The sequence below is a fragment of the Acetobacter sp. P1H12_c genome, from assembly GCF_018811975.1.
GTDB lineage: Bacteria > Pseudomonadota > Alphaproteobacteria > Acetobacterales > Acetobacteraceae > Acetobacter > Acetobacter persici.
Map to the genome: position 1 here is coordinate 24,398 of NZ_JACRVR010000029.1, position 13,535 is coordinate 37,932.

Consider the following 13,535-nt stretch of genomic DNA (forward strand, 5'->3'; position numbering starts at 1 on the left):
ACACGATAAAAAAATGTATTTAATGTGCGAGAACTAGTCTGGAGAATACAATTATGACGAAAGATGCGCTCTCCCTGGAGCCTCGCTCAATCCATGACATTGCAAGCTGGCATGCTCATATCTATTTTGACGAAAGTACTGCGGCTCAGTCCCGCATCATCCGCGACTGGGTTACGCAAAATTTTGTTGTCGAAATTGGCCCATGGCACAGTCAGGCCTTTGGTCCACACACATCCCCGTCCTGGTATTTCGGCTTCACCAAGGAGCAGTTTTCAGAAATTGTTTCATGGCTTAGCCTCAACCATAATGGCCTGAGAATTCTCATTCATCCGAATACGGATGACCCTCTGGCAGATCACATCGTTGCAGGTCTCTGGATTGGTGACCGTCAACCGATCAATACTGAACGCTTGCCAAGATCCCTGAAAGCGCTCGGAGAAAAGCCTGAAGAAATTACTCCCAATAGCTTTCCACCTGGTCTGGCAAAATGAGTGCCAACGCTCAGCAGGCTCAGGCCGGAACATTTCTACCGCATCAGGAGAGGCATCACACTCCAAAAATTATTGCTGTTTCACTCATTGGTGCGTCTATGGGGGCAGGAACGCTGTCCGCAAGTGCTTTCAGCGTTTTGTTGCCTGCTATTACCCAGACGTATCATTGGGGGCAGGCAAAAGCCTCTTTTGCCATAACATTTGAACACTGGAGCGGAGCAGCAGGAGGCATCCTGATCGGCTTTTTGATCGACCGATTCGGGATCAGACGCACGGTACTTCCTCTGGCACTCTTGTCTGGAATTATTTTAACTCTTATCAAAACAACCGGCTCAGATATCTGGCAATTCTGGCTGTTCTATGCGCTTTTAGGCATTATTGGACCGGGCATAGCGCCCTACAGCAAATTGCTTTCAGGATGGTTTTCCAACCGAAGAGGACTTGCCCTTGGCAGCTTTGGAAGCGGCATTTTCCTCTCGATGATGATAACACCTCAGGTTGTCCGCGGTTTATATAACGCCGTAGGGTGGCAGAACGCCTATGCGGTGCTCGGACTAACTTCTCTTGTGACATTGCCCTTTCTGTTTTCTTTTTTGAAGGACCCTCCGAGGAGTTCAGAGCAAAAGAACCCATCGCTGCCGGGAAAAAACCTGCATTATGCTCTGAGAACACCGACCTTCTGGCTCTTGTTTGTAACAGTTGCAACCTCCATGTTTGTCGATCAGGCACTCTTCTCACAGTATGTCAGCATTTTTTTGAATAAAGGTTTCTCTCTGAATATAGCGACGACTCTGCTTTCCTGCGTTGCTGCAGGGGCTATTCTGGCCCAGATTATGGTTGGCTGGCTTCTGGATATTCAGGACAGACCCCAAATTATTGTTCCTTTTGCACTTATGGCTTTTATCGGTCTGATTGTCATTCATATCTCCAAAACCCCTCTCCTTCTGTTTACGGCATCTTTTTTACTGGGGTTAGGATCCGGGGGTGAGACAAGCATGACATCCTATTTTGTAGGCCGGTATTTTGGGTTGTCTCATTTTGGAAAAATTTATGCCTGTCTCTATTCCCTGATCGCAATTGTCGCAGCGCTTTCTCCGCCGGCAATAGGCTGGATTTATGATAAGACTGGTTCGTATTCAGGCGGTCTCCTGCTCCTGGAGATTATTGCCCTTCTCTCTTTGGGAGGCTTTATTCTTCTTCCCGCTTATACCTATCCAAAAAGATAATTCCGGAACTCATGAGACACAGCATTTTCTCAGAATGGAAATTTTTGAAAAAATAACGCCCTATAAAATTTTTATAGGTCGTGCTTTTTATGACCAGAATTTAAAAACGGGAGAGATACATAAAAGGAGTCCAATAAAAACCACGAAATAAACACCATAGCCTCTGTAAGGTTTTAATTCCGGCACTTTGTAGACAAGCCATGCCGGAACCAGACAACCAAGGATACCAAAAATGGGGCTGCATAAAACGGTAAAAGATAGGACAGGAAAATTACCGACTATGGCAGTCCATGAGAGAAGGATCGAAAATAGCATAATACCGTAAGTAACCTGTTTTTCAGGAAACTCCTTTTTACTGTTATAATGTTTTATAACTGGCGCAATCAGCCCATAACATGCTTCCTTAAACCCCAGATAAACCCCAAAAAATGCTGTCATGACCGCAAAGATATTCAACACGACTCCGATAATACTGGCCCAGCTTCCGGGAAAATTTTGTGCGGTGATGGCAAGTGCGGAAATATTCTGTTTGTAGGCTGCAACTGCGGCCTCATGCGGCAAAGAAAATGTAAAAGACAGCGCATAAAAAAATACGGTTATAAAAAGAACACCAAATGCAATATTCATTGCACGAAGAGACTTGTAACGCGCCACTTCCAAAGATTTCTCTTTTGCCCTGTATGCAATCACCATCGGGCTGAGTGTCTGGATAAACAGAATTGACGTCAGCGTAAACGGAAGCGTGACAATTGTTTCCTTTACCAGAGGCCCAAACGCAGGGAGCCCTGTAATATAAGACGCATTCCACCGCGATACCATAAAAAGCCCCAGCATCCCGACGATGGCGAGTTTTGTCAGCACCATAAAAGATGAAAACCGAAAAAGGAGGCGTTCTCCACGCGAAGCCAGCAAGACCAGCATGGTGACAAGCAGGAGGCCATACCATGCCTGTTGAGAAAGCAACGTGTCGGTCAGGCCAAAGCTTTTTAAATAGGATGCGCTGTCACGCGTGATAGCGGTTGCATAAACGAACATCCATATTGTCAGCATCATCAGATAAACAAGGCCCAGGACAAGACCCCAGCGTTTCCCAAGGTAGCTGGCTATCATTTGTGGATAGCTCTGGCTTTCTCTGGCTCCACAGAGTGTCTTAATAAACAGCCTCTGAAAGAGATACATTCCGGGATAGCCAATGGCGGAAGAGAGCAAAAATACCCACAGCCCCACAAGACCAACCTGCACAGGCAAAAAAACAATCCCGGCCCCAATTGCCATGCCTATACTCATAACAATCCAGCCCAGATCAGTCTCATCAAACCGAACATCACACCCTTTCATCTGGCTGGGGCTCTTTCTGGTTTCTATCATCAATAGTTTGTTCTTTCCTGATTTCATCTCACACTAATTTTTCAGAACCCATAAGAATGGAAGCATTTACAGTGTAGCACTATAAAAAAGGGCACCGCCATAAAGCGATGCCCTCTCTCATCCGCTCACAGGGAACGATCTTCAGAAACCGTGATCTGCCCCCGGCGGTGCTGATGGCACTTTGGGCTCCGGCTTGTCCGTCACAAGAACTTCTGTGGTGAGGACAAGGCCGGAAACAGAGGCCGCATCCTGCAAGGCTGTCCGGACAACCTTGGTCGGGTCGATAATCCCGGCAGCAACAAGGTCCTTATATTCACTAAGCTGCGCGTCAAACCCATAATTGTAGTCGGAATTTTCCAGAACTTTTCCCGCAACCACAGCTCCGTCTTCACCCGCGTTGGCAGCAATCTGGCGCAGCGGGGCCTGAAGTGCCTTGCGCACAATATCTCCGCCAACGCGCTGATCGTCATTATGGAAGTGCAAATGCGCCACTACCTCTGTCGCACGGGCCAGAGCCGTCCCGCCGCCGGGCACAATACCTTCCTCAACCGCAGCGCGGGTGGCGTTCAGGGCATCATCCACACGATCACGCCGTTCTTTGACCTCCGTCTCGGTTGCCCCTCCGACACGAATAATCGCAACACCCCCGGCAATCTTGGCCAGACGTTCCTGATGCTTCTCACGGTCATAATCAGAGGTGGTGTCCGCAATCTGCGCGCGGATCTGCCCGACACGCGCCTTGATGGCGTCCTCCTGCCCTTCCCCGTCCACAACGGTGGTATTGTCCTTGTCGATTACCACACGCCGTGCCTGCCCAAGCTGGGACAGTGTGGCGTTTTCCAGCTTGATCCCCAGTTCTTCACTGATAACCTCACCCCCTGTGAGAATAGCAATATCTTCCAGAATGGCCTTACGCCGGTCCCCAAAGCCGGGTGCCTTCACAGCGGCAATCTTCAGACCACCACGCAGTTTGTTCACCACAAGTGTCGCGAGGGCTTCTCCATCCACATCTTCCGCGATGATCAGAAGCGGTCGCCCGGATTTCACCACTGTTTCCAGCAGCGGGAGAAGCGGCTGGAGTGACGAAAGTTTCTTTTCATGAATCAGGATGTAGGGGTTTTCCAGATCAGCAATCAGCTTTTCGGTGTTCGTCACAAAATAGGGGGAGATATAGCCCCGGTCGAACTGAAGCCCTTCAACAACGTCCAGCTCTGTCTCAAAGCCTTTGGCTTCTTCAACCGTGATCACACCATCCTTGCCTACTTTCTGCACAGCGTCAGAAATAATACGGCCAATTTCCACTTCGCCATTGGCTGAGATAGTTGCAACCTGAGCGGTTTCTTCGTGGCCAGAAATCGCTTTGGTGCGCTTACGCAGTTCCTCAATAACGGCTTTGGTAGCGTGCTCAATCCCACGCCGCACATCCTGCGGGTTAAAGCCCGCTGCAACAGCCTTTAGCCCCTCTCTGGCGATGGACTGAGCCAGCACCGTGGCGGTGGTTGTGCCATCGCCTGCCAGATCATTTGTCTTGGTGGCCACTTCACGCACCAGTTGTGCCCCGAGATTTTCAAATTTGTCAGCCAGTTCAATTTCCTTGGCGACAGAGACTCCATCCTTGGTAATGCGTGGCGCACCGAAGCTCTTGTCCAGAACAACATTGCGCCCCTTGGGGCCAAGCGTCACCTTGACGGCATCTGCCAGAATATCAATGCCTTTCAGCAGGCTGGCACGGGCGTCGGTGGCAAATTTTACGTCTTTAGAAGCCATTTTCTTTTCTCTCTTCTCAATACAGATCTTAAATTACGAGGCGTTTTCCAGAATACCGAACAGATCAGCTTCTTTGGCAATCAGCAGATCCTCACCATCAATACTGACCTCCGTGCCAGACCATTTGCCAAACAGCACATGATCCCCTGCCCGGACACTCAGAGGTACAACCTGCCCGCGTTCATCACGCGCGCCCGGCCCTACGGCCACGACAACAGCTTCAACAGGCTTTTCCTTAGCCGTATCAGGGATAATAATACCTCCGGCTGTTTTGTCGGCCGGGGTAATACGACGCAGCACAACACGATCCTGCAAAGGACGAAACTTGCTCATGATCTTTTAACTTTTCTGAATAGGATCAAATCTCTCTCTCAGGCCGACGCGGAAGACGCTCTGGCCCGACGGAACTGCCGGGTAATCTGACGACTCAGAGACCCGGAATGATCGAGACGTTGATTATGAAAGGATTTCACAGCCTCATGCACAGCGTAAAAACGCTGCTGGCATGGCTTGCAATCCTGAATGAAAGAACCGACAAAAATACCATCGATTTCGAGAACGTGGGATGCCACCATCACACTCTGCCTTCTGCGCATCTTGCGGAACCGACAGTTTTCCGTCGGCGAATTTAGCCCGGACCCCGGTCTGACGACCGATCGCGGCTACATCGGCCCCAAACCGACATTCGGTATCTGCTGTGCATAATGCGTTGACTCCGCTGGAGACATCAGAGTGTCACAAACCGAAACCGATGATTCCACCAACTAGAAATGTAGTCAATCTGTTAAATCATATTATTTTTGTAGTTTTTTATAAACACGGTTTAATTCGTTGTTTTGTGCGCAGGCGCATGCCATCCTGATGGCCTACACCCTACAATGGACTCTTTGCATGAGCGACAAGCACACACCCTATCAGCCCCCCAAAGTCTGGAAATGGGAGGGCCCGGACGGCAGCAGGTTTGCTGCGACAAACCGGCCTCTTGCCGGAGCAACGCATGAGAAACCTCTGCCTGTCGGGCGGCATCCGCTCCAGCTTTATTCTCTTGGCACACCCAACGGTGTGAAAATCACCATTCTGCTGGAGGAACTTCTGGCCGCGGGATATGCGGACGCCGATTATGATGCCTGGCTCATCCGTATTTCTGAAGGGGATCAGTTTGGTTCCGGCTTTGTGAGCATTAACCCGAATTCAAAAATTCCCGCTCTCGTTGATCATAGCGTTCACCCGCCGCTTCGGGTTTTTGAATCCGGTTCTATCCTGCTGTATCTGGCAGACAAATTTCAGGCCTTTATTCCGCAAGATCTACATGGCCGTACCGAATGCCTCAACTGGCTCTTCTGGCAGGTTGGCAGTGCGCCTTATGTTGGCGGTGGCTTTGGCCATTTCTACGCTTACGCGCCTGAAAAGCTGGAATATCCGATCAACCGCTTTACTCTGGAAACCAAACGGCAACTGGACGTGCTGGAACGCCGCCTTCAGGAAGTGCCCTATGTTGCTGGTGAGACCTACAGCATTGCGGATATCGCCATTTTTCCATGGTATGGCGGTCTGGTAGAAGGATGGCTTTACGGCGCATCAGAGTTTCTGGGGGTGCAGGCCTACCCGCACGTCAAGGCGTGGGCAGACCGCCTGCTGGCGCGCCCTGCTGTCCAGCGTGGCCGGCGTGTTAACCGCATTACCGGCCCGGCAGAAGACCAGTTACCGGAGCGTCATGACGCCTCGGATTTTACGGCCAGACCAAAGCCCTAAAGTCTGGTCTGTGCTGCCCCTCATTCCGATTGTCTGTTTCCGCTGCACGTAACAGCAGACAATCGGTTGCATTATCGCGCACGGGTAGTCTGTAAATACTGCGTACCTTTCCAGCCCAGCAGGATACCTGCAACCAGCAGCCACGCTTTCCAGCCGTCCAGTCCGAGCAGAACAAGGGCCGGACCGGGACACACGCCGGTCAGCCCCCAGCCAATACCAAACAGGATTGCCCCCACCACAAGAGCCACATCCGGCGTCCAGCGCTTCGGCCAGTGTTCCGCCTTATCAGACGCGGGGCCTGTAACCTGCGGGTGACGAAGCCACCAGAAACCGGGGAGCGTGACAGCAACGGCACCTCCCATCACAAAAGCCAGAAGAGGGTTCCACGCACCGGTTACGTCCAGAAAGCCCAGTACATTTGCAGGGTCTGCCATCCCTGACACCATCAGGCCGAGAGCAAAAATAAAGCCACAGAAGCCAGCTGCCACAGTCTTCATGGGAACCAGCTCCCGCTATGCTGGAAAAAGACAACAAGCCCGGCTATTCCCATAAAAACCAGAACCGCAATTAAAGAACGCCCGGATAGATTTCCCAACCCACATACACCATGACCACTGGTGCACCCATTAGCCAGTCTGGTCCCGGCCCCCGTCAGCAGACCCGCGACCAGCAGACGTTGCCACCCCAACTGGCTGAAACTTGCTGGCACCAGAACGCCTATACCGCGCATGACAAGCGCGGCACCCACTACACCCGCGAGAAACGCCCACCGCCAACTCCCTGCGGAGCGTGAAAAAGCATTCCCCAGAATACCGCTGACACCAAGAATATGCCCCGTCGTCGCCTTCAAAAAAACGGCGGCACTCCCTATCAGAAGACCGCCGCCGAATGCAGTCAGAACTGCAAAAGTCATGTCAGTGCCTTATCAATGACCTGAGTGCTGAGACCAGAGCCTCTACATCCTCAAAACTGTTGTAAAGGCCGAAAGAAGCCCTGACCGTGGCCTCCACACCAAAGCGCCGGAGCGCAGGCTGCGCACAGTGATGCCCGGAACGCGCAGCAATGCCATAACTGTCCAGATATTTTGCGACGTCCGTCACATCATGCCCTTTGACCACAAAAGACAAAACACTCGCCTTGGCCGCAGCAGTGCCGATAATCCTGACACCCGGCAGATGCTCAAATTCAGAAGTAGCATACTCCAGCAAGGCATGTTCATGCGCGGCAATAGCTGGCAGGCCTATCTGTTCCAGATACTCCACAGCCGCCCCCAGACCAACAGCCCCGGCTATGTCTGGCGTGCCAGCCTCAAACTTTTCAGGAAGCCCCTGAAACTCCGTGTGGGTGAACGTAACATCCCGTATCATGTGCCCACCACCCTGCCAGGGTGGCATAGCCTCAAGGAGCCCGCGTTTGCCATACAGAATGCCAATCCCGGTCGGACCGTAGACCTTATGGCCAGACAGCACCAGAAAGTCTGCATCCAGCGCGGCCACATTCAGTGGCAAATGGGGCGAGGATTGCGCTGCATCCACCAGAACCGGCACACCATATGCGTGGGCCAGCGGGATAATCTGCTCAATTGGATTGATAGTGCCCAGCGCATTGGCAACATGCGTCACCGCAACAATTTTCGTGCGCCCGGACAGAAGGCCTGCAAACTGTTCGAGAAGAAGCTCGCCTTTGTTGTTTACAGGAGCCACCCGTAAGACGGCTCCTGTCTGTTTGGCCAACAATTGCCACGGCACAATGTTGGCGTGATGCTCGATTGTGGTGATCAGGATTTCATCGCCGGCACCAATATTGGCCCGACCGTAGCTTTGCGCTACCAGATTGATGGCTTCCGTTGTGCCTCTGACAAAAACAATCTCCGCGGCCTCACGCGCACCAATAAAACGCCGGAGCTTTTCCCGTGCCCCCTCAAACGCATCTGTAGCGCGTGCTGCGAGAGTATGCGCTGCACGATGGATATTTGAATTATCACGCTCATAAAAATGAGAGGTCGCATCAATCACAGCGCGTGGCTTTTGCGTTGTCGCGGCATTATCCAGCCAGATCAGCTTATGTCCGTTGACCGACTGGTTGAGAATAGGAAAATCGTTCTTAATCTGCCGGATGTCATACGCAGACAGTATTTTTCCCGTATTCTGTGATTTATCCTTCAGAAAATACGGTGTAGCTGAAACCTCTTCTGACAGAGGCGGCCCGGAAGGCCGGGATGGCAGCGAGAATGCTCCAGAGAAAAACGGGGAAACGGCTTTGTCCGAAAGAGCGCCAAACTGAGTGTCTGGCGACGCCGGTGCTGTTACCGGCGTTCTTGACCATACAGGCTCATACCCGGACGCATCTGCTCCTGACGCAAACGCTGGCGCCGTAAGCTGCTGATGACCAAAGGGAGCAGCGTCAGCCGCCCCCTCATTCAGAACATCCTGAAAGGCACGGGCAAGAAGAGTCTGATGCGCCGTGATGGGCGGCACATCGCCAGCATCAGGGTGCGTAGTCATAATAATTTCCAATCAGCACGTTATCGAGCCGGGCAATTGCGTCTTCAACCAGAACAGCCGCCGAAAAATAGCGTGTGATCAGATGGGAAGCGACCGAGAACTGATCCGTCCCGCTATAGCGCACGGAAAGGCCCGGCTCGACCTCGCCCGTAATCCCCGTATTATGCAGCCCAATGACGCCCTGCTCTTCCTCACCAACACGAAGCAGCAGAATACTGGTTTCCCCAAATTCAGAAACCGGAATTTTGTCTGAGGGAACAAGAGGAATGCCACGCCATGTCAGAAAGGCGGAGCCAAAGAGGGTGACTGTTGGCGGCGGGACGCCCCGGCGCGTCGCCTCACGACCAAAGGCAGCAATTGCTTTGGGATGTGCCAGGAAAAACCCAGGCTTTTTCCACACTCTGGTTAAGAGTTCATCCAGATCATCCGGCGTGGGGGGACCGCCCCGTGTGGGAACCCGCTGCGCGATCGCCGTTTCACGCAGCAGGCCGAATTCCGGGTTATTCAGAAGCTCCCATTCCTCACGTTCCCGAATCACGTCTATGACCACCCTGACCTGCTCCCTCAACTGATCAAACTCGTTGCTGTAAAGGTCGGTAATACGGGTGTGGGTGCGCAGAACAGTTTGCAGGGAATGCAGGTAATACTCGCGCGGGTGATCCTGATAATCGACGAATGTTGTGGGCAGTTTTGGCTCACCATCAACACTGGAAAGCACCTGAATGGCGGACTCTCCATACTGGTTGACACCAACCGCCGGCTCTCCTTGCTGATCAATCTGATCAAGTGCGCCTGGTAACCAGGGATAGTGCTCTGCCAGAGCCGGAGAAAGTGTCACGATCGTTGTATCACCCGTGGCGACAAGCGGGCCATGGTGCACATCGTGCCGCACAATCCCGCTTTGACCCGCGGCCAGAAACAGATGCCTGATCTGCCGCCCTTCCGGTGTTGTTGCGTTCTGCTGAATCTGCCCGTTCACAACAATCAGCAGGCTGCCATCATCAATCGAAAGCTCTTTTCCTGCAGACAGCTTATGCGATTTAAATGCCTTACTGACGGCCTGAATATCCTCTGGCGTCTGCCCCGCAAAGCCGGGGAAAAAAGACAGACTTTCAGGAGTAGGGGCGAGCGTACGATCATTGCCGGAAAATACCACACCAGTGAAACGAGACGACACAATGCGGCGTCTGTTCACACGGAAAACACCGCCTCCTACATTCACCCATGGCAAAAGACGGTGTAGCCAGCGCGGCGTACGCTCCAGATTCTGGACACGCGTAACATGTGCTGTAGAAAGCTGCCTTGCAGACAAATTACGATCAAGCGCAGATGCACCAGCGGACGTAGGCTGAATCTCAGTCATGAACTGCCAGACCTTATAATTTAAAAATATAAAAGAGAATTCTTTATTTATTGGTTTTATTTAACAACATCGAATCGGAAGGCGAACCGGATAAACCATTTTATCGCTCCATCGTATTTTCGATATACCTCAACAGGCAACCGTGGCTCTGACCGTAACACCCTCATATCAAAAATCAATAGAAAAACGATATAATTAAGTGTCTTTTTTATATCACTATTATATTTGTTATAATATATAGTCGATGGCAGGAAGAGACTGATCGAATGTCAGTGCGGGCAGATGGGTATGGCGTCCCACAACCTGCGCCGGGTTCCCAAAGACACTGGTAAACGCGGGAACATTTTTTACAACTACTGAACCGGCACCCACTTTGGCTCCTCGGCCGATTTCAATTGCGCCGAGCACTTTACTGCCCGCACCAATTATGGAGCCCTGGTATACTGTTGGATGGCGTTTACCGCTTTCCTTTCCCGTGCCACCTAAAGTAACACCTTGGAAAAGAACAACATCATCCTCAACACGCGCTGTTTCTCCAATTACAATACCTGTTCCATGATCCAGAATAAGGCGCTCACCCAAAACAGCAGCCGGATGAATATCAATGGCCCACCGTTCGGAAATAAGACTCTGAATAAATCTGGCTGCGGTTTCTTGCTTTTCTATCCATAGCGTATGCGCAACCCGATAGCATTGCAGGGCATGATATCCTTTAAAGTTCAGAAAAGCTGTTCCATAATCATGCACCGCAGGATTACGATCATACAACACATGCAAATCTGACTGCGCCATTAGAGAAAGGTGAGGAAAAACCTGATAATATTTTATGAAAAGATTAAAGAAATTCAAATCACTCTCTGCGCTAGAAGACAATTTTCCTGACAGTAAGGAAGACAGCGCAAGCGCAAAGCACGCATCAGGATCTGCGTTTGCAATATTATGGTGTTCAATAAGCTCCTTTAAAAATGGGTTCGGCTCCCTGTTCAGGATACCCCATATAGTCTGAGCACCAGCTTCTCCAGACGCGCTGACAGACGATGATAAAGACTTGTTTCCAATTTCTTGTTTGCTCGACGCATAAGCCTGATCTCCCATTGTGAGCCATCGCTTCCAAAACCATTTTTAAAGATTCTTTTCTGGACCTGACTTCTTTCTGCATCTGCAAAGAGAATCAGCCTGTGGTTTTGTCAGTTGAGACACTCAGGCAAAAACAGCACCGTCCGGACAGGAACAGACAGGGCCGCCCCCGCACTCTGAGCGAAGGACAAAAGATTTATAGCCATAATAAAAGCAGTCAGATTAGGAAAAAGGGATCAGTACCCTGCTGCACAGATCAGGTTACCATATTGTCGAAAACAGTCTCCTGTTATCGGCCGCCCATACAACATCGCAATACCATAGCGACTGGTAGCAGATGATCTTTCTGGAAAGTCATCACATCCTCTCTTCCAATCACGCCACTTAGCCTGAGCGGAGAGACCCTGTCAAATAATTATCTATCGTTTTAGTATTTTTATTATTCCACGATAATAAATGGTTATTACTTTTATGTGATCGGCCTCTTGCTCAGTCTTGCCCTGCTACTCCCGCTGTTGGTGCGCTCTTCGTATAAGGTCCCAGAAGACCAATCCCCGCTCAGCATTCTGTACGGCAGCCAGTTTATGGCGTACCGTCCTTCAGGACCAACGCATGGCAACATGAATTGCTCATAGGCAACGCAGATCAGTTTCCGCCTATCCGGATGCAGGGATGCAAAGAAAGTCTCTCCATCTTGTGGAAAAGGCCTCAGCCAAGATGCCGTGTCAGAAGAACGTGAAGCTCTTCTTTCATACGGTATCTTATTCCTCTTCGATAAACTGCTTATTATGCGAATAATCTCGGCGCACTGACCATGTGGATAGAGCGGTCTTGCGTTCCGGGCGTCAGGCATTCAAGCAATTATTACATCTGCTCGCCTGCCTTATGCTCGTTCGTCCGCACCCCTACAGCAACGCCTGTAAAGCTTATGCCCGTCATAAAACCTTTAATGTAAAAAATAGAAATATTGTATTTAGTCTATTTCTATTTATCGCTCAATTAGGCCAACCTAAAAACAAGCAGCGGCAGCAAATAACACGCTGCTTTTCTGATGAAAGATCCACCACCATGAGCCTGTCTCTCCCGCGCGATCCTGTTTTGCTGGCATCACGCCTGCTGCTTGCCATGCTCTTTGTCTTTATGGGCTGGGGCAAACTGACAGGTTTCTCTGGCACCGTGGCTTATATGGCCACGACTGGCACACCATTGCCTTACCTGTCTTCTATTATCGCTATTCTGGTTGAACTGGGTTTTGGTCTGTTCATCGCCGTGGGCGCCCTGACCTCTCCCATTGCCATTCTTCTGGCACTTTACACATTCGCCACGGCGTTTATTGGCCACCATTACTGGACGTTCTCTGGAATGGAACGATACGACATGTGGATCCATTTCTACAAAAACTTCAGTATTGCTGGCGGGCTTCTGGCTCTTGCGGCTACCGGGCCCGGTCATTTCTCCATTGATGGGATTTTGGCAAGCACTGCACAGGGCACCACGGCCAGAAAACTCTGAGAATACGCAATTCCAAAACAGGCAACTGAGTGTTTCCTGCTTTTATATATCTCTTCCTTACACAGGGCCTATCATGATGGAGACTCTAGGCTCAGGACCTATTAATTTATTGAACTGAGCGAACGGTTATGATTCACAGGCTTACCGATGGAGGGTGGGCCTGTGAGTGATGTGTTTATGCTGTCTGAGAGCCAGATGAAGCGGATTGAGCCGTTTTTTCCTCTGACGCACGGCGTGCCACGCGTGGATGACCGGCGTGTTCTGAGCGGGATCGTTTATGTCATCCGTAACGGTCTTCAGTGGAAAGACGCTCCGAAAGCGTATGGTCCGCACAAGACTTTATACAACCGCTTTATCCGGTGGAGCCGTCTGGGTGTCTTTGACCGGATATTTGTTGCCCTGACAGAACAGGCTGGCCGTTCGAAGCGTCTGATGATCGATGCAACACACCTCAAGGCACACCGGACAGCGGCGT

General features: G+C 51.0%; 13 protein-coding genes. 5 read left to right on the plus strand and 8 right to left on the minus strand.

What is annotated here, in order from left to right; genetic code table 11:
• Positions 1 to 53: 53 nt before the first annotated feature.
• Positions 54 to 491: a DOPA 4,5-dioxygenase family protein gene (locus KP699_RS12675; protein ID WP_215762876.1), complete on the plus strand. Its 438-nt coding sequence runs from the start codon at positions 54 to 56 to the stop codon at positions 489 to 491.
• On the plus strand, positions 488 to 1,717 hold the full coding sequence (locus KP699_RS12680; RefSeq protein WP_215762877.1) for an MFS transporter: 1,230 nt from the start codon (positions 488 to 490) through the stop codon (positions 1,715 to 1,717). Before KP699_RS12675 ends, KP699_RS12680 begins: the two co-directional genes overlap by 4 nt.
• 87 nt (positions 1,718 to 1,804) lie before the next feature.
• Here the strand turns inward: KP699_RS12680 and KP699_RS12685 are convergent, their stop codons facing one another.
• The 3 genes from KP699_RS12685 to groES all read right to left on the minus strand — a co-directional run bounded on the left by KP699_RS12685 (position 1,805) and on the right by groES (position 5,185).
• A complete protein-coding gene (locus KP699_RS12685) occupies positions 1,805 to 3,112 on the minus strand; it encodes an amino acid permease (protein ID WP_215762878.1) in 1,308 nt (435 codons plus the stop codon).
• Positions 3,113 to 3,226: 114 nt separating this feature from the next.
• Complete coding sequence (gene groL, locus KP699_RS12690; protein ID WP_215762879.1) at positions 3,227 to 4,852, minus strand: chaperonin GroEL; 1,626 nt, start codon at positions 4,850 to 4,852, stop codon at positions 3,227 to 3,229.
• Between the two features lie 33 nt (positions 4,853 to 4,885).
• On the minus strand, positions 4,886 to 5,185 hold the full coding sequence (gene groES / locus KP699_RS12695) for a co-chaperone GroES (RefSeq protein ID WP_077930948.1): 300 nt from the start codon (positions 5,183 to 5,185) through the stop codon (positions 4,886 to 4,888).
• Positions 5,186 to 5,743: 558 nt separating this feature from the next.
• Here groES and yghU point away from each other — a divergent pair.
• The gene (yghU, locus tag KP699_RS12700) at positions 5,744 to 6,604 is read left to right on the plus strand and encodes a glutathione-dependent disulfide-bond oxidoreductase (protein ID WP_215762880.1); all 861 of its coding nucleotides are present in this window, start codon (positions 5,744 to 5,746) and stop codon (positions 6,602 to 6,604) included.
• A 71-nt stretch (positions 6,605 to 6,675) separates the two neighbouring features.
• On the opposite strand, the gene KP699_RS12705 is transcribed toward yghU, so the two are convergent.
• The 5 genes from KP699_RS12705 to cysE form a co-directional block, all read right to left on the minus strand.
• Positions 6,676 to 7,101 (minus strand): DUF6691 family protein, encoded by a 426-nt coding sequence (locus KP699_RS12705; protein ID WP_215762881.1) that lies wholly within the window; start codon positions 7,099 to 7,101, stop codon positions 6,676 to 6,678.
• Positions 7,098 to 7,517, minus strand: a complete 420-nt coding sequence (locus KP699_RS12710; RefSeq protein WP_215762882.1) for a YeeE/YedE family protein — start codon at positions 7,515 to 7,517, stop codon at positions 7,098 to 7,100. Before KP699_RS12710 ends, KP699_RS12705 begins: the two co-directional genes overlap by 4 nt.
• 1 nt (position 7,518) lies before the next feature.
• Entirely contained in the window at positions 7,519 to 9,108 is a 1,590-nt protein-coding gene (locus KP699_RS12715) for a cysteine desulfurase (protein ID WP_215762883.1), read from the minus strand.
• A complete protein-coding gene (locus KP699_RS12720; RefSeq protein WP_215762884.1) occupies positions 9,092 to 10,471 on the minus strand; it encodes a family 2B encapsulin nanocompartment shell protein in 1,380 nt (459 codons plus the stop codon). The genes KP699_RS12715 and KP699_RS12720 overlap by 17 nt, the downstream gene beginning before the upstream one ends.
• Positions 10,472 to 10,699: 228 nt before the next feature.
• A complete protein-coding gene (cysE, locus tag KP699_RS12725; RefSeq protein WP_215762885.1) occupies positions 10,700 to 11,566 on the minus strand; it encodes a serine O-acetyltransferase in 867 nt (288 codons plus the stop codon).
• A gap of 1,050 nt (positions 11,567 to 12,616) precedes the next feature.
• Here cysE and KP699_RS12730 point away from each other — a divergent pair.
• The gene (locus tag KP699_RS12730) at positions 12,617 to 13,060 is read left to right on the plus strand and encodes a DoxX family protein (RefSeq protein WP_215762886.1); all 444 of its coding nucleotides are present in this window, start codon (positions 12,617 to 12,619) and stop codon (positions 13,058 to 13,060) included.
• A gap of 162 nt (positions 13,061 to 13,222) precedes the next feature.
• The coding region (locus KP699_RS12735; RefSeq protein ID WP_215762887.1) for a transposase at positions 13,223 to 13,535 on the plus strand (313 nt) is incomplete at its 3' end.

Excerpts from the sequence above, each read along its gene's own strand:
- KP699_RS12675 (WP_215762876.1), top strand. The coding sequence starts at position 54 with ATGACGAAAGATGCGCTCTCCCTGGAGCCTCGCTCAATCCATGACATT.
- KP699_RS12680 (WP_215762877.1), top strand. The coding sequence starts at position 488 with ATGAGTGCCAACGCTCAGCAGGCTCAGGCCGGAACATTTCTACCGCAT.
- KP699_RS12685 (WP_215762878.1), bottom strand. The coding sequence starts at position 3,112 with ATGAAATCAGGAAAGAACAAACTATTGATGATAGAAACCAGAAAGAGC.
- groL (WP_215762879.1), bottom strand. The coding sequence starts at position 4,852 with ATGGCTTCTAAAGACGTAAAATTTGCCACCGACGCCCGTGCCAGCCTG.
- groES (WP_077930948.1), bottom strand. The coding sequence starts at position 5,185 with ATGAGCAAGTTTCGTCCTTTGCAGGATCGTGTTGTGCTGCGTCGTATT.
- yghU (WP_215762880.1), top strand. The coding sequence starts at position 5,744 with ATGAGCGACAAGCACACACCCTATCAGCCCCCCAAAGTCTGGAAATGG.
- KP699_RS12705 (WP_215762881.1), bottom strand. The coding sequence starts at position 7,101 with ATGAAGACTGTGGCAGCTGGCTTCTGTGGCTTTATTTTTGCTCTCGGC.
- KP699_RS12710 (WP_215762882.1), bottom strand. The coding sequence starts at position 7,517 with ATGACTTTTGCAGTTCTGACTGCATTCGGCGGCGGTCTTCTGATAGGG.
- KP699_RS12715 (WP_215762883.1), bottom strand. The coding sequence starts at position 9,108 with ATGACTACGCACCCTGATGCTGGCGATGTGCCGCCCATCACGGCGCAT.
- KP699_RS12720 (WP_215762884.1), bottom strand. The coding sequence starts at position 10,471 with ATGACTGAGATTCAGCCTACGTCCGCTGGTGCATCTGCGCTTGATCGT.
- cysE (WP_215762885.1), bottom strand. The coding sequence starts at position 11,566 with ATGGGAGATCAGGCTTATGCGTCGAGCAAACAAGAAATTGGAAACAAG.
- KP699_RS12730 (WP_215762886.1), top strand. The coding sequence starts at position 12,617 with ATGAGCCTGTCTCTCCCGCGCGATCCTGTTTTGCTGGCATCACGCCTG.